This is a genomic window from Rhodococcus sp. D-46 (genome assembly GCF_011290655.1).
GTDB classification, from domain to species: Bacteria; Actinomycetota; Actinomycetes; order Mycobacteriales; family Mycobacteriaceae; genus Rhodococcus_F; species Rhodococcus_F qingshengii.
On the sequence record NZ_JAANTF010000007.1, the window covers coordinates 235799 to 256458 of the forward strand.

Annotated in this window: 18 protein-coding genes; 11 read left to right on the forward strand and 7 right to left on the reverse strand. The window is 62.6% G+C overall.

The features are described from left to right. Positions 1–54 precede the first annotated feature (54 nt). Both G9U53_RS19445 and G9U53_RS19450 read left to right on the forward strand, forming a co-directional pair. Complete coding sequence (locus tag G9U53_RS19445) at positions 55–711, forward strand: TetR/AcrR family transcriptional regulator (RefSeq protein ID WP_007733534.1); 657 nt, start codon at positions 55–57, stop codon at positions 709–711. Then, the gene (locus tag G9U53_RS19450; protein ID WP_030535343.1) at positions 708–1334 is read left to right on the forward strand and encodes a TetR/AcrR family transcriptional regulator; all 627 of its coding nucleotides are present in this window, start codon (positions 708–710) and stop codon (positions 1332–1334) included. Before G9U53_RS19445 ends, G9U53_RS19450 begins: the two co-directional genes overlap by 4 nt. Positions 1335–1338: 4 nt before the next feature. Here G9U53_RS19450 and G9U53_RS19455 read toward each other — a convergent pair whose 3' ends face one another. Continuing rightward, positions 1339–2517: an acyl-CoA dehydrogenase family protein gene (locus G9U53_RS19455; RefSeq protein ID WP_054781686.1), complete on the reverse strand. Its 1179-nt coding sequence runs from the start codon at positions 2515–2517 to the stop codon at positions 1339–1341. A 187-nt stretch (positions 2518–2704) separates the two neighbouring features. Between G9U53_RS19455 and G9U53_RS34205 the strand changes: the two genes are divergently transcribed. Beyond that, positions 2705–4426: an FUSC family protein gene (locus G9U53_RS34205; RefSeq protein ID WP_165639083.1), complete on the forward strand. Its 1722-nt coding sequence runs from the start codon at positions 2705–2707 to the stop codon at positions 4424–4426. Here the strand turns inward: G9U53_RS34205 and G9U53_RS19465 are convergent. Beyond that, complete coding sequence (locus G9U53_RS19465) at positions 4402–5364, reverse strand: sigma-70 family RNA polymerase sigma factor (RefSeq protein WP_042451242.1); 963 nt, start codon at positions 5362–5364, stop codon at positions 4402–4404. The two genes, G9U53_RS34205 and G9U53_RS19465, sit on opposite strands and share 25 nt — an antisense overlap. A 276-nt stretch (positions 5365–5640) precedes the next feature. On the opposite strand from G9U53_RS19465, the gene G9U53_RS19470 reads away from it, so the two are divergent. From G9U53_RS19470 to G9U53_RS19495, 6 genes are read left to right on the forward strand one after another with little or no spacing between them, the layout of a single operon-like run. Next, positions 5641–6720: an ABC transporter substrate-binding protein gene (locus G9U53_RS19470; RefSeq protein WP_099698058.1), complete on the forward strand. Its 1080-nt coding sequence runs from the start codon at positions 5641–5643 to the stop codon at positions 6718–6720. After that, the gene (locus G9U53_RS19475; RefSeq protein WP_003940477.1) at positions 6717–7538 is read left to right on the forward strand and encodes an ABC transporter ATP-binding protein; all 822 of its coding nucleotides are present in this window, start codon (positions 6717–6719) and stop codon (positions 7536–7538) included. The genes G9U53_RS19470 and G9U53_RS19475 overlap by 4 nt, the downstream gene beginning before the upstream one ends. Then, positions 7531–8403, forward strand: a complete 873-nt coding sequence (locus tag G9U53_RS19480) for an ABC transporter permease (protein WP_030535349.1) — start codon at positions 7531–7533, stop codon at positions 8401–8403. The genes G9U53_RS19475 and G9U53_RS19480 overlap by 8 nt, the downstream gene beginning before the upstream one ends. 31 nt (positions 8404–8434) lie before the next feature. Further along, on the forward strand, positions 8435–9781 hold the full coding sequence (locus tag G9U53_RS19485; RefSeq protein ID WP_165639084.1) for an LLM class flavin-dependent oxidoreductase: 1347 nt from the start codon (positions 8435–8437) through the stop codon (positions 9779–9781). Next, complete coding sequence (locus G9U53_RS19490) at positions 9778–11010, forward strand: MFS transporter (protein WP_042451237.1); 1233 nt, start codon at positions 9778–9780, stop codon at positions 11008–11010. Before G9U53_RS19485 ends, G9U53_RS19490 begins: the two co-directional genes overlap by 4 nt. A 13-nt stretch (positions 11011–11023) precedes the next feature. Next, positions 11024–12010, forward strand: coding sequence for an LLM class F420-dependent oxidoreductase (locus G9U53_RS19495; RefSeq protein ID WP_165639085.1), 987 nt, complete (start codon positions 11024–11026; stop codon positions 12008–12010). 9 nt (positions 12011–12019) lie between these two features. Here G9U53_RS19495 and G9U53_RS19500 read toward each other — a convergent pair whose 3' ends face one another. The 5 genes from G9U53_RS19500 to G9U53_RS19520 all read right to left on the reverse strand — a co-directional run bounded on the left by G9U53_RS19500 (position 12020) and on the right by G9U53_RS19520 (position 19043). Then, on the reverse strand, positions 12020–12682 hold the full coding sequence (locus G9U53_RS19500) for a DUF3239 domain-containing protein (RefSeq protein ID WP_007733514.1): 663 nt from the start codon (positions 12680–12682) through the stop codon (positions 12020–12022). A 74-nt stretch (positions 12683–12756) separates the two neighbouring features. After that, positions 12757–14835 (reverse strand): hypothetical protein, encoded by a 2079-nt coding sequence (locus G9U53_RS19505; protein WP_064687600.1) that lies wholly within the window; start codon positions 14833–14835, stop codon positions 12757–12759. A gap of 102 nt (positions 14836–14937) precedes the next feature. After that, positions 14938–16596: a DNA repair helicase XPB gene (locus tag G9U53_RS19510; RefSeq protein ID WP_003940219.1), complete on the reverse strand. Its 1659-nt coding sequence runs from the start codon at positions 16594–16596 to the stop codon at positions 14938–14940. A 180-nt stretch (positions 16597–16776) separates the two neighbouring features. After that, on the reverse strand, positions 16777–17853 hold the full coding sequence (locus G9U53_RS19515; protein WP_030535354.1) for an alcohol dehydrogenase catalytic domain-containing protein: 1077 nt from the start codon (positions 17851–17853) through the stop codon (positions 16777–16779). Further along, positions 17850–19043 carry an LLM class flavin-dependent oxidoreductase gene (locus G9U53_RS19520; RefSeq protein ID WP_165639086.1) on the reverse strand — a complete coding sequence of 398 codons (1194 nt, stop codon included), beginning with the start codon at positions 19041–19043 and terminating at the stop codon, positions 17850–17852. Before G9U53_RS19520 ends, G9U53_RS19515 begins: the two co-directional genes overlap by 4 nt. Before the next feature lie 242 nt (positions 19044–19285). Between G9U53_RS19520 and G9U53_RS19525 the strand changes: the two genes are divergently transcribed. After that, positions 19286–19597: a hypothetical protein gene (locus G9U53_RS19525; protein WP_003939736.1), complete on the forward strand. Its 312-nt coding sequence runs from the start codon at positions 19286–19288 to the stop codon at positions 19595–19597. 54 nt (positions 19598–19651) lie between these two features. Further along, the gene (locus G9U53_RS19530; protein WP_165639087.1) at positions 19652–20302 is read left to right on the forward strand and encodes a TetR/AcrR family transcriptional regulator; all 651 of its coding nucleotides are present in this window, start codon (positions 19652–19654) and stop codon (positions 20300–20302) included. Positions 20303–20660: the final 358 nt, after the last annotated feature.

Consider the following 20660-nt stretch of genomic DNA (forward strand, 5'->3'; position numbering starts at 1 on the left):
TCGCCGCGATAACCTGAGGTCGAGAGCGCTGCCGGTCAGTGAGAACATGGGGACATGACGGATACCGAGGCTCGGCGCACCGGCCCGCGCAGGTGGCGTGGGCAGGAACCGGAAGATCGCCGCGCCGCGCGCCGGACACAGCTGATCGAAGCCGGGTTGCAGATCATGGGCACCGAGGGAGCGGCCGCCGCGACCATGCGTGCGACCTGCCGCGAGGCCGCGCTGACCGAACGGTACTTCTACGAGAGCTTCGCCAACCGTGACGAACTGCTGGTCGCCGTGCTCGACGAGGTCGTTCTCGGTGCGCGTGACACTATTCTGGACGCTCTCGAGGCGGCGCCTTCCGAACCGTCGGCCCTGATCCGCCACGTGGTGAAGGCCTTCACCAACTACGTATTCAAAGATCCTCGACGTGGACGCATCATGTTCGTCGAATCTCAGGCGGAACCTGCGCTGTGGGATCGAGGGCGAGAATTGATGGCGGAGTTCACGAATCCGATTTCCGCGTCGCTCGAGCTGATGTACGGCGGCGAGGCAACCGACTCCGCGAACTCCGAACTCAATTCAGTGGGGCTGTTCGGTGCCCTCGCGTTCATCTATCAGGCGCACACCCCGTCCTCCAAGATCTCTCGAAAGCGTTTGGTGGAGCACATTTCGCTCATGGTCGAGGCGCAGGCGACGGTCAACAGCACGCCTGCGAGAAAAGAATGACGTCCGCGTCGGCCACAGGCGGAAGGCGTCTCGGTCCCGAAGACCGGCGTGAGCAGATCATTGTCAGCGCGGCAAAGGTTTTCGAGGAGAAGTCTTTTGCCGACGTCTCGATGACCGAGTTGGCCAAGGCGGCTGGGGTCGGACGTCCGCTGCTCAATCATTACTTCGGCTCCAAGCGGGAGTTGTATCTCGACGTCGTGCGGCGGTTCGTCTTCATTCCCGAAGTGGCGGTGGACCGCATTCCGCGATCGGCGAGCCAGGAGAAGCGGATCGGAGCCGTGATCGATCGGTGGCTCGACGTCGCCTGGCGTCATCGCGACATGTGGATCTCGACAGTCATGTCCGACGACCTCCGCCGTGATCCCGAGATGGATCGGATCCTGCAGGATGCTGACGACGTTGCTGCGCGACGCATGATGGATGCGCTCGAGATCCGACCGAGTGAAGGCAGTGAGGCTGCTGTTCATTCGATGATCGTGGCGTACGGAGGCTTGGCGAAGGCCGCCAGTAAGCAGTGGTTGGTGACGGGAGCGCTCGACCGCGAACAGGTGCACCTTCTGCTGGTACGCAGTTTGCTCGCCATCGTGCGTGACGTTCTGCCGGCGTGCGAGGCGGATTCCTGATTGCTCAGAGTGATCTCGCCACGAGGTCCTTCATGACTTCGTTCGATCCGGCGTAGATTCGCTGAATACGAGCGTCGGCATACATCTGAGCGATGGGATATTCGAGTATGTAGCCGTACCCGCCGTGTAGTTGCACGCAGCGGTCGATCACGGCGCACTGCTGATCGGTGAGCCAGTACTTGGCCATCGCGGCGGTAGTCGCATCGAGCTGCCCGGCAAGGTATTTGACGATGCAGTCGTCGATGAACGTTCGTGAGATACGAGCGATGGACGCGCACTCGGCAAGTTCGAAGCGCGTGTTCTGCAGATCGAAGAGCGTTTGCCCGAACATGTTTCGGGATTTGGTGTACTCGACGGTGAGGGCGACTGCACGCTCCATTGCCGCAGTGGCTGCAACTCCGCAGATCAATCGTTCAGGCAGTAGCTGCTGCATCAGCTGGGCAAACCCTGTGCCTTCGCGGTCCCCGAGCAGGTTTGTTGCAGGCACCCGCAAGCGGTCGAAGAACAGCTCGGTGGTGTCCTGGCCCTTCTGTCCGACCTTCTCGAGTATTCGCCCGCGCTCGAAACCCGGTGTGTTGTCATCGACCTCGGCCACGATGAGCGACACTCCACGCGCTCCGAGGCTGGGATCGGTCTTGGCGGCAATGATCACCAGATCACAATTGCGACCGTTGGAGATGAAGGTCTTTGCGCCGCTGATCAGATAGTCGTCACCGTCGCGGACGGCTCGGGTGGTGATGTTCTGCAAGTCGGATCCGGTGCCGGGCTCGGTCATGGCGATTGCGCCCACCCACTCGCCACTCACCAGCTTCGGTAGCCAGCGCAGTTTGTGCTCGTGATCGGCGTAGGCATTGAGGTAGTGCGGCACGATTCCCGAGTGCACGCCGAGTTGGAGTGAATGATCACCCGCCATGACCTGCTCGTGGAACAGCACGGCGTCGTGCGCGAAAGTTCCTCCTCCGCCGCCGTACTCGGTGGGGATCGACATGCCGGCGAGCCCGAGCGCCCCGAGTTCTCGATATGCGGATTTGTCGGGAAAACCTTGGGACGCGAAGCGTTTCTGATGCGGTGTGACGTGTTTGGCGAAGAAGTTCCTTGCCAGGTCGGCCACGGCCTCCAATTCGTCGTCCATCCACGGGGACCGTCGTTCTGCGGTCCGGGTTGCGGTAGATCCTTGCGTCATCGTGATTCTCCCGATCGATGAAGTGCGACCCGCGAGCGGATCCGACTCCACCTATCATCCACACTGTTGACATAGTGTCAATAAAGGGGTGGTCGAATCGACCTCCGGACCCGCCTCGAATTCCACGTCGGCCGCCCGCAAGAATGGGACGACACAGACACGAACAGGCCGGCGCGAAGGATGGGCAGTGGACCCCGAAGAAACATCAGCGGGTCACGAGTCCAACCTCCCGGCTCCGCGGCCGGCGCGCAGCGTCCTGTTCGGATTGCCGCCGGTGGGAAACAGGTACCCCGGAGCGGTTCGCGTCGCCCTAGCCCTGGCGATTCCGGCGGCCATCGCCACACTGCTCGGATTCGGGTCTGCTTCGCTCCTGGTCGGCCTCGGTGCATTTGCATCGATCTACGGTGAGGGTCGTCCGTACCGGAGCAGGTGGAAGGCAGTCGGTATCGCTGCGACGGCGCTGACGATCCTGTCCTTCGTCGGGGCATCGGTGGGTGAGCCCGTCCACCGAGCCATCGCCGAGGGAGCGCCGACGGTGCTGCTCGTCTTTGTCGTGCTGATCATGGCCGTCGTGGTGTCGACCTGCGCCTTCACCGTCGACGCGCTTCGATTGGGTCCACCGGGCGCGTTCTTTCTGTTGCTCACCACCGAGATCAGTTCCGTGATCGCCACTCCCGGTCAGCCGCCGGTCGAGGTCGCGATGTGGACGGCAATCGGTGGGATCAGCGCGGTGGTCGTCTCGATGACGGGAATCCTGTGGGCACCGAGAGCTGTCGAACGCAGCGCTGTGCAGGCAGCCGTCTCGGCCGTTGCGGAGTACACGGACGCTCAGGCGAGGTACGCCCCACCCGAACTCACGCGAGACAAACGCCACGCTGCAGCACTTCGGCTGCACGACGCGTGGCAGTGCCTTTACCGCGGCGCAATCGTCGGGAAAGACCACCCGTTGACCCGTGAACTTGAACGAGCGCAGATCTCGATGGCCAGGGCGATCTCCGACGACCACGATCCGGAGCTCATGGCGGACCCCGCGTTCGACGTCGACGAGGTCGGGGCCCACCCGCCTCTGCCCGACCCGACGATCCGATATCGGTTCCTCCGCGCCTGCAACCCGTCCAGCCGAGCGTCGGTGACGGCACTTCGGCTGTCCATTGCCTGTATGGCGGCGGGAACCCTCACCGTCCTGCTCGGCATCGATCGCCCGGACTGGGCGGTGATCGCCGCGGCGATGGTCCTTCATCAAGGACCGGATCGAATACTGGGCACCTATCGCGGAATCCACCGCATCGGCGGAACCGTCCTCGGGTTGATTCTGTTGGGTGCCATCTACGCCTGGAGTCCGACCGGTCTGTGGTTGGTGGCGGTACTTGCAGTCCTGATGGCGGGGATCGAGCTGTTCCTGGTGCGGAATTACGGGATAGCCGTCATCTTCATCACCGCCCTCGCGATTCTCCTCGGCGCGGCCGGTGGTGCGCACGGGACCGTCCGACATCTGATCCTCAGCCGCATGCTCGAGACGGCAATCGGCGTCGTCGTGGCGTTGGTGGTCCTGTGGACGGTGGGGCGCGGTGCGCATCGACGCACTCTGATCTGGGTCGACGAACGGGCGAGTAGCGTCCTGTTCAAGCTACTGACCGAAATTCGCGCGAGGCACTATGCACCACAGGCGAATTGGTCGGAGCTTTCGGAGCTTCGACGGGACCTGGACTTCGAACTGCGAGGTAGCGCGATGGCCGGGATCGACGCCGCCCACAACGAACCCGAGTGGGCGTCGCAGCAGTGGAGGACGCACACCGAATTGCACCATCTGGGATCGGATGTACTGCACCGACTGTGGTTCGGCACGCAGGTGTCCAGATCACACCTCGAGGAATGGGAGTCTCGCTACTTGCGTTCGGGTTCGGTGTGATCGAGCATCGGCACAGCGCTGAACTTGGCTGGATTCGCAATGTCGTAGGCTGCGCACACAACTCCGTCGCGGACAGTGAAGCCGGCAACGCGAGCGGCGAACTGCGGGTACTGGTCGTCCCCCGGTGAGCCGGCGAATACACCGCCGAGCTGTCCGTTGACGAGAACCGGTGACATCGAGAACACCGCTGCCGGTCCGTACTTGCGGGCCAATCCCAGATAGAACCGCGCGACACGATCGCTGCCGCGCACAATGTTGACAGCCGTGCGGGTAGTTCCGCCTGCGTCACCGATCAGGACGGCATCGGGATCGAGTGCACCTATCACGGCGTTCAGATCTCCACTCGCGATAGCCGTCACCAATCGCTCGACGGCAGCAGCATGCTCCTCGCTACTGACCGGGACCGGCGCCGACGCTGCGGCTTTACGGGCCCGCGAGGCCAACTGACGGGCAGTGGCCACTTCGATGTCGAGGATGCGCGCAACCTCGGCGAAGGGCACGTCGAAGCCGTCATGCAGGACGAAGGCAACGCGTTGAGCGGGAGTAAGGGTGTCCAGGACGACGAGGGCAGCAAAACGATTCTGTTCCTGCCTCACGACGTACTCCAGCGGATCGGGTGTCGCTGAGGGTGTGCCCGCGGTGGCGTCGACGGGCGTGACGATCGGCTCCGGAAGCCACTGTCCGACATAGCTTTCTCTTCTGACCGCGGCCGATTTGAGATGATCGAGGCAGATTCGGCCGACAACTGTGGTGAGCCATCCGCGCAGTTCGCGGATCTGCAATTCGTCGCCTCGCGTGTTTTCGGCAACTTGAAGCCGTATCCACGCTTCCTGCACCGCATCCTGAGCGTCGCTGAAACTTCCGGTGAGACGGTAGGCTACCGACGTCAGGTGGCCACGGTGTTGCTCGAAGTCCTGCGCAGTCGTCGGCGAAAGCATGCCCTCATGATACTGACCTCACACATTAAATCCGGCATGAATGTAACCGTTGACCCAGGTAGTGGGTGCCGACGTATGGTTTCGGCACTGCTCACGGCTCGATCCTGTCTGCACATTCATTGGAGTCTCACGTGTTTCGGTCTTTCCCGCTCATGTCGCTCAACTGTTGTCGTTGAACTGACATTCCCACACCTGCCTGTGCCGAGTGCCGCACACGGCGCTCCGGACAGGTGTAGCCGAGAACTGAACCAATCATCTTCTACAGGAAGCAACTTCATGATTCGCCCTCGTTTCGCGCGCTCGGTAGCCGCGGTCGTCGCTCTTGTCACTCTGTCCAGTTTTGCCGTTGCCTGCTCGGGCTCCTCCGACGAAGTGGTCAAGACCGCCGACGGCAAGACCGTCCTGCGGTACGAGGGCAGCACCGGACAGGTCATCTACCCCGAACTGGCCGCTGACCTCGGCTACTTCAACGACGTGGAGCTCAACTGGATCGGCGATACGACCAGCGGCCCTCAGAGCATTCAGAACGCAGCGACCGGTCAAACCGAGTTCGGCGGAGCGTTCAACGGGGCGGTGGTGAAGTTGGCTTCCGCGGGTTCACCGATCACCTCGGTCATCGGGTACTACGGCTCCGACAAGGAGAGCTTCAACGGGTACTACGTTCTCGACGACAGTCCGATCAAATCGGCGAAGGACCTGATCGGCAAGAAGGTCGGGATGAACACCCTCGGTGCGCACCACGAGTTCGTCGTGCGTGAATGGCTTGCGCGGGAGGGGCTTACACCGGACGAGATCAAGCAGGTGGAACTGATCGTGGTTCCGCCGGTCAACACGGAACAAGCGTTGCGGCAGGGACAGATCGACGTCGCCACCCTCGGCTCGGTCTTCCGTGACTCCGCGCTCGAACGTGGTGGCCTTCGCGAGCTGTTCACCGACGAATCGCTGTTCGGCTCGTTCACCTACGGCACGTTGGTGTTCCGTGACGACTACATCGCGCAGAACAAGGAGGCGGTCGCCGATTTCGTGCAGGGAACAGCGAGGGCCATCCGCTGGACGCAGACGCACCCACGAGAAGAAGTGATCGCGAAGCTGACGTCGATCATCAACAGCCGCGGACGCAACGAGGACACCAAGCTCATCAGCTACTGGAAGAGCCCGGGGGTCGCCGGTCCCGGCGGAACGATCACCGATACCGAGATCAGCACGTGGATCGACTGGCTCACCCGTAACGGCGAACTCGAAAAAGGAAAGTTGAAGCCGTCGGACATCTACACCAACGAATTCAACCCGTACGCCAACGGAACGTATTCACCCGACAGCGGCGCTGACGGACAGGCACTGGAGGCAGCAAAATGAGCACAGAACCGAAACTACGGCTCGAGCACGTCACCAAACAGTTCGACATTCGTGGGACCGACGAAGTTTTCACCGCGGTCGAGGACATCAACATCGACGTGGCGCCGGGGGAGTTCCTGGTCCTCGTCGGGCCGAGTGGTTGCGGAAAGTCGACTCTGCTGGACCTCCTCGGAGGACTCAGTTCGCCCACTTCCGGTCGAATCCTTCTGGACGGCAAGCAGATCACGGGCCCAGGCTTGGATCGGGGAATCGTCTTCCAGCAATACGCGCTGCTTCCATGGCGAACTGCACGTCACAACATCGAGTTCGGACTCGAAGCGAAGGGCGTGAAGAAGAGCGAGCGACGCGAGCTCGCCGAGCATTACCTCGAACTGGTCGGTCTGCAAGGTTTCGCGGATCGCTATCCGCACGAGTTGTCCGGTGGAATGAAGCAGCGAGTCGCGATCGCCCGCAGCCTGGCATTCGACCCCGAAGTGTTGCTGATGGACGAACCATTTGCAGCGCTGGACGCACAGACGCGAGAGTCGCTGCAGGACGAGCTTCTGCGCATCTGGAAGGCCACCGGCAAGACGATCCTGTTCATCACCCACGGAATCGACGAGGCCATCTACCTCGGGCAACGTGTTGCAGTACTGACGTCGAGGCCAGGGCGCGTCAAGACGATCGTCGACATCGACATCGACCGGTCCGGCGACGACGTGCGATCAGGTGAGGAGTTCCGAGTGTTCCGGCACCGGATCTGGACGCTACTGCACGGTGAAGTCGAGCGCGCTCGGGCCGGCGAACTCGATCCTGCCAAGGAGGTTGCACATGTCTAGCGCATTGGCGACGCCGGAGGTGGTCGCCACTCCGAAACCGTTGGCCGACAAAACACCTGACATTGCGCAGCGGAGCCAGGCCGGCGGCAAGGCGGCGCGCTACATTGGTTCCACCGCCTGGCGGATTGCCAAGCCGTCGATTGCGATCGCGATCTTCCTCGGGATCTGGGAAGCGGCACCTCGGCTCGGGCTGGTGGACAAGGTCTTCCTCCCGCCCTTCACCGAAGTTGTGTCCGCATTCTTCACCCTCGCCGAGAACGGACAATTGCAAGAGCATGTTTCCGCCAGTCTGACGCGTGCGCTGACCGGCTTCTTCGTGGCCATCGCGATCGCGATTCCGTTGGGAATTGCGATCGCCTGGTACCGCCCGGTCTCCGACTTCCTCAACCCGATTCTCGAATTGTTCCGCAACACAGCAGCCTTGGCGCTGCTTCCCGTCTTCGTGCTGATTCTCGGAATCGGTGAGGAATCGAAGATCGCCCTGGTGATCTACGCCTGCACCTTCCCGATCCTGCTCAACACCATTTCGGGTGTGCGCACGGTCGATCCGCTGCTGATCAAGTCCGCTGCCTCGCTGGGGTTCTCCTCGATTCGGCTGTTTCAGAAGGTGGTTCTGCCCGCCGCTGTTCCCACGATCTTCACGGGTATCCGCATGGCAGCCGCGTCGTCGATTCTCGTGCTGATCGCCGCCGAAATGGTCGGGGCCAAAGCCGGTCTCGGGTATCTGATCACCGCTTCACAACTCAACTTCCAGATCCCGAACATGTACGCGGGCATCGTCGCGATCTCGTTGTTGGGTCTGACAATCAACGCGATTCTGGTCCTGATCGAACGTCGGCTCTCGCGCTGGCGCGTCACCACCTGACCACACATTCACGGAAAGATTCTGCGAACTCATGTCCGAACGACAATTTCATCTGAACGCCTTCCTGATGGGCGTCGGCCATCATGAGGCGGCGTGGCGCCACCCACGCACAAACGCGGCCAACCTCCTGGACGTCAAGCACTTCCAGGAATTGGGGAGAATCGCCGAGCGTGGAAAGCTGGACTCGGTGTTCTTCGCCGACGGTCTAGCAGTCGGCCCGCGGGTCAAGTACAACACCCAGGCGATCTTCGAACCCGTCACCTTGCTGTCGGCGATCTCTGCGGCCACCGACAAGGTGGGACTGATTGCAACCGCGTCGACCAGTTACAGCGATCCGTACACTCTCGCAAGGAAGTTCGCTTCCCTCGATCACATCAGTGGTGGACGAGGCGGGTGGAACATCGTGACGTCGGCCGGCGCCGACGAGGCCGCGAACTTCGGCCTCGATGCGGTACCGACGCACAGCGGTCGTTACGAGCGCGCCGAGGAGTTTCTCGACGTGACGCTCGGACTCTGGGACAGCTGGGAAGAGGGGGCAGTTGTCCTGGACGAAGAGACCGGAATCTTCGCCGATCCTGATCGTGTCCATCGCATCGACCATGACGGTCAACGATTCACGGTGGCTGGCCCGCTCAATTCGCCGAGGTCTCCACAGGGACGTCCGTTGCTCGTGCAAGCCGGTTCCTCCGAGAGCGGTAAGGACTTCGCGGCGAAGTATGCCGAGGCCGTGTTCACCGCTCAACGAACACTCGAGCAGGGGCAGGATTTCTACAACGATCTCAAAGCGCGGCTGATCAAGTACGGGCGTAGTCCCGACGAGATCAAGGTGCTGCCAGGCATCGTTCCCTTCATCGCGGGTACGGAAGAAGAAGCCAAGGCACTGGAGCAGTCGTTCACGGATCTCATCTCACCTGAGTACTCGCTGCGCCAACTCTCGAACATGGTGGGCGTCGACCTCACCGAGCATTCGCTGGATGCCCCGTTGCCCCCGTTGCCGGACATCGATCGCATCCAAGGAAACAAGAGTCGATACCAGCTCGTCAAAGACCTTGCGGAGAGCGAAAACCTCACCGTCCGTGAACTGATCGGCAAACTCGGCGGTGGCCGTGGGCATCGGACATTTGCCGGGACACCGGAGCAGGTCGCGGACGAGTTGACCGAATGGTTCGACAAGGGCGCCGCGGACGGCTTCAACATCATGCCGCCCTATCTGCCCGGAGGGCTCGAGTTGTTCGTCGACCGGGTCGTGCCGATTCTGCAGGCGCGTGGGCTCTTCCGGACCGAATACACGGAATCCACCCTGCGAGGTCACTACGGCCTCGATCGTCCGGCGAATCGGTTCTCGCGGGCCGCTGACGCGGCAGAAGTGAGCGCGTGACGGAAACACTGCCCAAGGAACAGCCGGCGATTGCCGGTCTCAAGCCACTGGTCACAACGGTTTTCGTACCGGCGGCCATCTTCGGGATCGGTCAGGGTGCGGCTGCCCCCATCATGGCCGTCACCGCGCGCGACCTGGGTGCCTCGGTTGCCGTCGCCGGCCTGATCGTTGCACTCGGTGGTTTGGGCGCCGTACTCGGTGACCTCCCCGCCGGCCGGATCGTGTCGCGTTTCGGTGAGCGCAGGTCGATCATCGGCGGAAGTTCCTTGGGTGCAACAGGAGTGGTGATCTGTCTCCTTGCACAGACTCCGTGGATGCTCGGTATCGGCGCACTGTTGACCGGATTGGCGAATGCGGTGTGGGGCCTTGCGCGGCAGAGCTACCTCGCCGAGACCGTGCCACTCGGTCTACGGGCCCGAGCAATGTCGTCGTTCGCTGCGATGTGGCGGTTGGGTTTCTTCCTGGGACCGCTCATCGGGGCCGGCGTGATTCTCCTGGTGGGAGCGCGCGGAGGATTCCTTGTCCAGTTGGTGGGCGTCGTGCTCGCCGGGGCGCTGATGGCCCGCGTTCCGGACCCGCCACGAAAGGTGCAGGCAGGCAACAGCGATCACGGACACGTCACGCTCCCGGAGATCCTTCGCCGTCATCGTGCCGCTCTGTCGACGCTCGGGACAGGCTCCCTTCTGATGGGCGCCGCCCGCGCTTCGCGTGAGGCCGTTCTTCCATTGTGGGCATTGCACCTCGGATTGGATGCAGCCCAGGTGAGTGTGATCTTCGGTATCGGTGCGGCCGTGGACCTGCTGTGCTCGTACCCGGCCGGACACATCATGGACCGATACGGCCGCAGGCTGGTCGCGGTGCCTTCGCTGACGGTGATCGGTGTGTCGTACCTACTGTTGCCGTTCTCGACGGGTGCAGTGGGATTGACCGTGGTCGCTGTCGTGATGGGGATCGGCAACGGGCTGGGCAACGGCGTGATCATGACCCTCGGTGCCGATATCGCCCCGCCCGAAGAACGCGCCGAGTTCCTCGCTGCATGGCGATTGACTCACGACACCGGCATGTTCGGTGGGCCGCTCGCGATCGGTCTACTCGCCGCGGTGCTCCCACTCGGGTGGGCATTCGCCGCTCTGGGCGCGACGTCGTTCGCCGGCGCGGCGATGATGTTCCGCTTCATTCCGGTCTACTCTCCGCGGGTGTCACCCCGGTCGCGCGTCGGGAAACTGTAGGTAGGCTCGCTACATGCGATTCGGACTGTTCGTACCTCAAGGCTGGCGTCTGGACCTGGTCGGCATCGACCCCGCAAAGCAGTGGGAGGTGATGCGAGACTTCACGCTGCGCGCGGAGGCAGGGCCGTGGGAGTCGGTGTGGGTCTACGACCACTTCCACACCGTTCCCCAGCCGACGGAAGAAGCGACTCACGAGGCGTGGACATTGATGGCCGCACTCGGTGCGTCGACCTCGCGTATCCGACTGGGCCAGATGTGTACCGCCATGAGTTACCGAAACCCGGCGTACCTCGCCAAGGTCGCCGCGACCACCGATCTCATCACGGGTGGACGCGTCGAGATGGGCATCGGCGGCGGCTGGTACGAGCAGGAGTGGCGCGCATACGGCTACGGCTTCCCCTCTGCCGGTGAGCGTCTGGGCCGCCTCGACGAAGGAATCCAGATCATGCAGCAGGCGTGGTCGACCGGCAGCGCGACGCTCGACGGCAAGTACTACCAGGTCGACGGAGCGCTGTGCCGTCCACTTCCGTTGCAAGAGGGCGGAATTCCCATCTGGGTTGCCGGTGGCGGCGAGAAGGTCACACTCAAGATCGCGGCCAAGTACGCGCAGTACACGAACTTCGACGGCACCCCGGCCGGCTTCGCGCACAAGTCCGAAATCCTGAAGAAGCACTGCGACACCGTCGGTAGCGATTTCGACGCCATCGTCCGTTCGGCCAACTACAACGTGGCCATCGGCGCGACGGAATCCGAGGTGGCTCAGCGGTTGGAGACACTGAAGGCCCGACTGACGCCGTTGGTCGGCGAAGCTGCCGCCGATGCGTCGCTCGATGCGTTCCGCGGAATGCCTGCCGTGGGTACGCCCGAGCAGATCATCGAGAACCTGTCGGCGCTCGCGGCGCAGGGACTCGAGTACGGAATCTTCTACTTCCCCGAGGCCGCGTACGACACGTCGGGAATCGAGATGTTCGAGAAGGAAGTGCTGCCCGCGCTCGCGTAACCGTTGGGGCTAGCGCAGCGAGTCAGGAAGATCGGCCGGGTTGATCAGAACCCGGCGATCGGGGTGGGTGCGAACTTCTTCGGAATCGGGAATCCGGCTCTGCAGGAAGTTCCACTCGCTCGCACTGACAGCAGCGATCGCGCGTGCCAGCACTGCCGAGTCCTTGGTCCCCCACTCGATCGGCATGGGACTGACCATCTGCCACGTGTCAGCCTTGCTGCGGGTGGAACGATCCGAACGCAGTGCGACCGACGGAATGCGGTCGCCGACTCGCCACTTCGGATTGAGTCGAACGTTGCGGCTGACGAGCGCGTACTGCGGTGCTCCGGCCGCAGGCTTCGCGATGTCGATCAATGCCGTCAAGGTCGCCGCTCGAGGGTGAACCTCGGTGACGATCGCGGGAACCAGTGGGTTGTCCGCATACAGAGATTCGACGCTTCCCACCTTGCGAGGTGCCCACACGGCAACCCACAGGGAACTGGCCGCACCGATGGCGAGGACTGCGCCGATGATGATGGACCACACCTCGCCCATGCTGATCAACCAGGCCCCGACCGCGGCGAGGACGATCGCGAAGATCACCGCAGAAATCTGCAGGCGGCGTACATCGGCCAGTGTGTCGTTGACCGACTTGGCATGAGCCTTGTCGACGGTGAACTGGAAGTCAGCCACGAAAAATTCCTTCGGGTGGTGCCGGACGATCTAGGACCGGCCCCCGATCGCCCGGGGACCGTCCACCAGCGTAGCTAGTTTCGCGCGCGCTCCCACATCTGCAGGTAAGCCTCGGCGCCGCGGCTCATGTCCTCGATGATGGTGTCGCCGTCGGCGCCCGCAGCAATACGCATGTCCGCGATCCAGTCGGGAATCATCCCGTACTGCGCCACGCCGTCGGTGTTCACGTCGAAAACCCGGGTGCCGGCGCGCTGCTGGTCCATGACCGTGCCGTCGAAGGCGGTGTACGGATATTGCAGCGGATTTTCTGCGGCGTCGCCGCGCGGTGCGGCCTGCGGCCCGAAGCCGTTGGTGTCGGCGCCGTAGCCGAAACCGAAGTAGTAGTTCTCGCTTCGCATCGCCCGTGCGTCCCGCCACTGGTCGATGAACCCACGCTCCTCGGGCTTTTCGTCCGATGCGTCGAGTTGCCCGGCGTACAGGGCGACAAATCCGCCGAGTGCGTAGATCCGCTTGTACAGGCTCGGGTCGCTCCAGCTGTGACTGGAAACGACGCCGGAGTAGTTCGCAGCTTCGAGAATATCGAGAGCCGCTTCGGCGGTCTTGACGCTCATGTGATCGATGTCCACGATCATCCCTCGGTCCATCAAACCTCGGATCGTGTATGCGCCGAGGTCGGTCAGGCCGTGCGAATTGCATTGCGGACCAGAGGGGTACACCGGAAGCGTCACTCCGGGTGGGAGTACCGCGAGAAGATTCTGTGCGCCGTCGACCTTGGTGGGCAGCACATTGTCCTCGGCAACGCCGGTGCATGGTTCCGACTGCCAGAACTCCCCGGTGCCCAGGTAGTTGCCGATATTGACGGCCACTCCGGTGACGCCGCCGTCGAAACGGGCACCGCCGAGGGCGTTGTCGAACTTGTGCGTGACGATCATCTGCCGGACACCGAGGTCGTACAACTCGTCCAGGCCGCGGTCGATGTCGTCCTCGGTGCACTGCGGAATACCGTTGCGCACAGAGCAACCGAAGGGTTCGGACACCTCCACCCCGAGGGTGACGGCCAGCTTTCCGTCGGCGGCCACCTGCCTGGCCTGTTCAGGGGAGCTCACGATGCGGAACCAACCCCGGCCGGGACCGCCGTACTGGGCGTCGATGTAGTCCTGGAGTTCGCGTGTCTGCTGCGCCTGGATCCGGACGGTCTCCATCTCGTCACAGGGATTTCGTTTACTCGGATACAGCTCGCACAGGACACGATTGGCGACAAAGAGATTGGTGAAGATTCGCAGCCCGCCGCGCCAGGCCCGCTCGACCCACTTGTAGTACGTCTGCTCGTGCGTCAGTGAATCGTGCGCCGGCCAGTCGGCGAAACTCGGCCAGCCGGTGGTGTCGTGAGTTTCGAAGGGATTGCCGTACGACAGAACGTTTTCGAGGAGCGCCGGTATCCCGTCAGGTTGATGGTCCGGGCAGTCGACGAGCGCTGCGGTGACGCCCTGAGGATCGAAAGGTCGGCCGCAGTGCAGGTTTCCGCCCATGAACTCGGAAGCGTTCATGTGCACGTGTGTGTCGATGAATCCGGTGACTTCACCGTTCGGTCCGATTTCTCCCGGAACGCCGTTTGCGCCCACCTCCGCTTCGGGGAAATCGGCGCAGCCATCGCGCGGGATCAGCGTGAACGCAGATTCGGGAACGTCACCGGGATCGGACATCGTGAGCATCAAGTCGCGCGAGATCAGTTGACGGCCGTTCGAGGTCGCGGTCAGAACGAACGATTCACCGGTGGACATCACGGTCCAGTCGGTGGAGGGAGTTGCTTCGGAAGTGGCGAGTACCGAGTCCGCGCCGTCGTGCGAGAGCATCGACCCGTCCGGGCCGTACAGCATGAATCGACCCAACTGGGCCGCATGTAGTCGGAACGGTTCGGCGTCTGCGGCTTTCGTTACGTCGGTGAGGTACGCCGACCCGTCACGACGGACGAAATCACCAGACTCGGTGCGCAGCGCGAAGCAACCGTTCGCAAGTGCGTACACCGAGTTCTGCGCAGTAGGAGCAGGACTCGGTGCCGCGGCGCTGACGCCGGTCGCGGCGACGACGACGGCGGCAGTCAGCAGCGAGATGGTTCCGGCGAGCCGACCCCGTAGACGTGGAACTGAGCGCATGGTGCTGGTGACCCCCGGCCGATGGACACGACTGTGACAGGGGACACTCTACAGATAACTGGACGTATGTCCATTTGATTCTGCAACGTGTTGCAGAAATGCTCAGCCGATGGCAGGTCCGAGCAGGTCATCGGCGTCGGTGATCCGATAGGCGTAGCCCTGTTCGGCGAGGAATCGCTGACGATGTGCCGCGTACTCCGCATCGAGAGTGTCGCGGGAAACCACCGAATAGAAGTGAGCCTGACCGCCGTCGTGCTTGGGTCGCAGTAGGCGTCCGAGTCGCTGCGCTTCTTCCTGTCTCGACCCGAAGGTTCCCGAAACCTGCACGGCGACAGATGCCTCCGGAAGGTCGATCGAGAAGTTCGCGACCTTGCTCACCACCAGCGTCTGGATCTCACCGTTACGGAACTGATCGAACAGGATCTCGCGTTCCTTGTTCTTGGTGGATCCCTTGATCACCGGGGCGTTCAGGGCTTCGCCGAGTTCGTCGAGCTGATCGAGATACGCACCGATCACCAAAGTCGGAGAATCGGGGTGCTTGGCCAGGATCGACTTCACGACCGCAATTTTCGTGTGAGCCGTCGAGCACAGTTTGTAGCGCTCCTCCGGTTCGGCGACGGCATAGGACATGCGCTCGGCGTCCGTCATCGTCACTCGCACCTCGACGCAGTCGGCCGGCGCGATCCAGCCCTGCGCTTCGATGTCCTTCCACGGAGCGTCGTAGCGCTTGGGGCCGATGAGCGAGAAGACGTCGCCTTCGCGGCCGTCCTCGCGAACCAGCGTTGCGGTCAGGCCGAGACGGCGGCGCGACTGCAGATCTGCCGTCATCCGGAAGACGGGCGCGGGCAACAGGTGGACCTCGTCGTAGATCACCAGTCCCCAGTCGCGGGAGTCGAAAAGTTCGAGGTGCTTGTACTCGCCCTTCGTGCGACGTGTGATCACCTGGTAGGTCGCGATCGTGACCGGCCGAATCTCCTTGCGCTCGCCGGAGTATTCGCCGATTTCTTCCTCGGTCAACGATGTACGCGCGATCAACTCACGCTTCCACTGACGACCGGCAACGGTATTGGTGACGAGGATGAGGGTGGTGGCCTTGGCCTTTGCCATCGCTGCGGCGCCCACCATCGTCTTGCCGGCGCCACACGGCAGCACGACGACGCCCGAGCCGCCGGCCCAGAACGAATCCGCTGCCATCTGCTGGTAGTCGCGCAGTTCCCAGTGGCCCTCTTCGAAAGCGAGATCGATCGGGTGCGCTTCGCCGTCCACATAGCCGGCGAGGTCCTCGGCCGGCCAGCCCACCTTGAGCAGCATCTGCTTGAGGCGGCCGCGTTCGCTCGGGTGGACGATCACGGTGTCGTCGTCGACCTTCTCACCGAGCATCGGCGAGATCTTCTTGTGTCGCATCACCTCGGTGAGGACTGCGCGGTCGAGGCTGACCAGGATGAGGCCGTGCACCGGGCTCTTGACCAGCTGTAAGCGTCCGTACCTGGCCATCGTGTCGACGATGTCGACCAGCAGCGGTTGTGGAACCGCGAATCGTGAGTACGACACGAGCGCGTCGACAACCTGCTCGGCGTCGTGTCCGGCGGCGCGGGCATTCCACAAGGCCAGGGGAGTGATGCGATAGGTGTGGACGTGTTCGGGGGCCCGTTCGAGTTCCGCGAAGGGGGCGATTGCCTGCCTGGCATCGCCGGCGCGCTCGTGGTCGACCTCCAACAGCAGCGTCTTGTCGGATTGGACGATCAACGGTCCGTCGGTCACGGAATCCTCCTAGTGAAACAAACGCGGCAGCCACAGAGCGTTGCGCCGCGTTGTCGGCTGACGCCAACCCTGCCATTGTCCTGGTATCGGGGCGCAGACGCCAACAGGCGACGCTCGCACAGCCCGAAGTAGAGGTGCCCGAGTGCGAGCACCCCTACGTCAACAGGGCAGGATCGACCGCTATTCCGGGAGGCCCGCGGGTAGTACGAGGATCTTCACGTGTTCGTCGGGTGCGCGCAGAGCTGCGAAAGCGTCCGAGACTCCATCCAGACCGACCCTGCCGGTGATGATCGCTTCGGCGTCGATCTCGCCGTCGGCGAGCCTCTGCAGGGTGATGTCGTAGGCATTCTCGTAAGGACCGTGACCGAAGTTGATCGAGATCCTCCGGAACTGCCCGACGACGGGAATGATCGTCTCGTCGCCGAACGGCGCAGCCAGAACCTGAATCCGCGAGTTGAACGGCAGAGTGTGCATCAGTTCTCCGATGACTCCCGCCCGCCCGCTGCATTCGTAGGCGATCAGAACTCCGTTCGCGGCCTGGCCGACAAGCTGGTTGCCTTCGGCGATCATTCGATTCCACAGTTCGATCGGATCCTGCTCGGCCGGATCGACGACGATGTCCGCGCCCATCTTCGCGGCGAGCTCGCGTCGTTTGGGGGAGGGCTCCGACGCGATGACGATCTGCGCTCCGCGCGCTTTCGCGGCGACGATGGCGCCCAGTCCGATCGTTCCGCAACCGATGACGAGCGCCGAATCGGCCGAGGTGAGGCCGGACTGTTGGAGATGCATCTCGCCGACGTGGAGAGGTTCGGCAAGTGTGGCGTGCTCGAGTGACAGGTGGTCGGGAACTTTGCGGACCCAGAACGCGTCGACGACTATGTGATCGCCGAACGCGCCGTGGTACTCGTTCGAGTAGCCGATGATCGTCGGGATCCCGGTAGCGGTGTCGGTGGCCAAGCCGATGCCGGCCACCCGATCGCCGATCGCGAAATCGTCTACTGCAGAACCGGTCTCGGAGACGATACCCGCGTATTCGTGCCCCAGCACCACTGGCGCGTCCGGATCGAAGGTGGCGAGCGGGTAGCCCCCGTCGTGCGCGACCTCGACGAATCGGCACGGGTCCTTCGACATGCTCAGGTCGCTGCCGCAGATCCCGCAGGCGACGACGTCGATGCGGATCTGATGGGGTGCCAACGGCGGCGGGTCGGCGATCTCGGTGACCGCGAATTCTCCCTGCTGGAAACGGACGGCCCTCATGCGCGCACGGCTCCCGTCTCGGCCGGCCGGCCGTAGTAGTCGGTATGGGCTTTGGTGATCGCTCCGACCAGCCCGCCGATCAGGTATTCGCGATTGTCCTCGGCGAACTGCATGCTCGCCTGACGCCCGACATTTCGCTTCCGGAAGTGCGGGACCACCTCGGAGGCGAACAATTCGTAGCTGCGTTTGGTGTCCTCCCAGCTCGCCATGTCGACGTGAAGGATCAAGAACGTGCCGAACCCTCCCGTCTTCTCGATCAGACGCTCGATCTGTGCGATCGCATCTTCGGGGGTACCGATGATCGCCTGACCGAACTCGCCGAGCGTGTCGTTTCGCCACTGATCGATGATTCCGGCAGGTGTATCTGCCCAGGCCGGGTTCTGGCCGGTCTGTCGATTCACGTAAGAAGCCATCGATCCGATCCGCCGGCTCACGGCGCGCTCGGCCTCGGCTCGGGTCTCGGCGATGAACATCGGATTGACCACACGCCACGTCGCTCGGTCGGCGCGGTGGCCGTGTTCGGCCGAGACCTTCTCGTACACATCCCAGTTGCGATCCAGTGCGTCGAAGCCGCTGGGTGAACTCGCCGCCAATGAGAGCAGGGAGAGGCCGTTCTTGCCTGCGAGCACCGAACCGTTGGGGGAAATCGTGGACGCTGTCACGGTCTCGATGCCGTCCGCGCGGTAGGTGGGTAGCTGTGCGCGTGCGTCACGCAACGTGAACCAGTCGGTTTCCATGTTGACGACCTCGCCGCGAAGCAACGCGAGAATGGCCTCGAGCGCTTCGCCCTGGCGACGACGCTGGGCCGACGGGTTGATGCCCATCATGTGTGCATCGAGGGGGATCTTGCCCGGGCCGGTGCCGAAGATGAGCCGTCCGCGGGTCTGCAGATCGAGCTGAGTGATGCGGTCGGCCGTGATCAACGGGTGGTGATAGGGCAGAGACGTCACGCCTGTGCCGAACTGGATGCGCTCGGTTCGCTCTGCGGCGGCCGCGATGAACATGTCCGGGGCAGGCACGATCTCGGCGCCGGTCGAATGATGCTCACCCATCCACGCTTCTTCGAATCCGAGGTGGTCCAGGTGTGTCATGAGGTCGATATCGCGTCTGAGTTGCAGGGCGGGATCGGCGTCGAGCGGGTGGTACGGGGCGAGGAAGGCTCCGAAGCGGATGGACGATGCGGACCACACGATGACAACTCCTGTCGACAGGGGAGTGATTTGGATCACTCGCTCTGATCGAGATGTCTAACATGGATCAACTGATCCAATAAGTTGAGCCTCCCGCACAGTGGGAGATTTGTAATCACCTGTGGTTCAACGTTATCTGGTGCAATGACGTCGGATATCGTTGTTGCAAGTCGATCGACTGAACCAAGTACTTTCCGAAGGAGTACTGAACCAAGTACTTTCCGAAGGAGTATTGAAGAGGTATGCAACTGGACGTCACAATCACCCCCGACTCCTCGACCGTCGAACTGAACAGTGTCGACGACTTCACCAGTCTCTCGGTCGTCGTTGGCGGCGACGATCGATCCGAGACTCTGAGTCGGGTACTGGAACCGTGGGGGGAACTCGAGGGGGATCACGTCTGGCTCGACATCGGCCACTTGGAGCAAGCCGTCGCTGCCCGGATCGGAAACACCGAGTGGAGACAGAAGTTCTCCGCGATGGTGGACTACGCACGCGCCCACGGCTGGGTGGATCGCGACAACAGGGTGCGAGCACACCGTGAATCACTCTGACTCCGCGTTCGCCACGGTTGAGACGTTTGTCGAGCCCGTGCGAAGCTCGTTCGTATGACCGACTCCCGGCAGAACCGTCAAGGCGACGCGACGCGTCTGCGTTTGCTCAAAACTGCTGAACGGCTTTTCGCGACAGAGGGATTGGATGCAGTTTCGCTGCGCTCGGTCAACGCCGCGGCCGGTCTCGGGCCGTCATCGGTCCACTACCATTTCGGAACCAAGGACGATCTGGTCGCAGCGGTGCTGTCGGACATGGGAACGTCGGTGCGAGATCAGATCAGCGCGAACGTCGACGCCCTCTCCGCCGACAAGACGCCGCCGACGGTCGAGGCGCTGGTACGGGCCGCCACTGCGCCCTACAAGGCATTGCTCCTTCGCCATCGCACGCGGGGAATGCGATGGATCAGAATCGTCACGCAGATCTCGCAGCCGCAGATGTCACGACCGGGCCATCCAGCCCTCGAGGCGACCGAGCTGCACCTGCGTGAACATCTTCTCGACCAGGTCCGTCGTACTTTTCCTGCTACCGATCCCGAACGGCTCGAGACTCGCTGGGCGATTGCCTTGATGGGCTTCCTTCAGGCGTTGAGCCGGGCGGACGATTGGAGCGGAAGTGGCAAGCCGCTCGCGCCGGAGCGGCTTGCCGACTTCTACGAGGACCAGGTCGTCTTTCTGGTGGGTGGTGTGCGGCAGTTATTGGGGTGAGCGCCTAATCGATGCGTCTCCTATTTCTGCGCGACCACTGACTTCCGCATTTCCATTACATGAGTAATAGCTTCGGAAATTCCGGACCGGTAACCGATATTCTTTTCGGAATCACCCGGAGTGGAATCAAGCTCCGATTCGAGTCTCGTTTGAATGCGGTCCAGGGTATGGATTGTTCTTTTCACGATGGTTGATTCTCTTTCTGCGGTAAATCCGATAGAAGTATTCCGGATTGCCGAGCGTGTTCGTCGAGGACGCAGAGTGAAGCGAGGGTCATGCCCGCTGCGTACCCGCGCGAGCGTGCGTCAGTTCCTCGATTACGTGACTTGAACAGGTTGAACGTTTCGTGCAGGTGCAC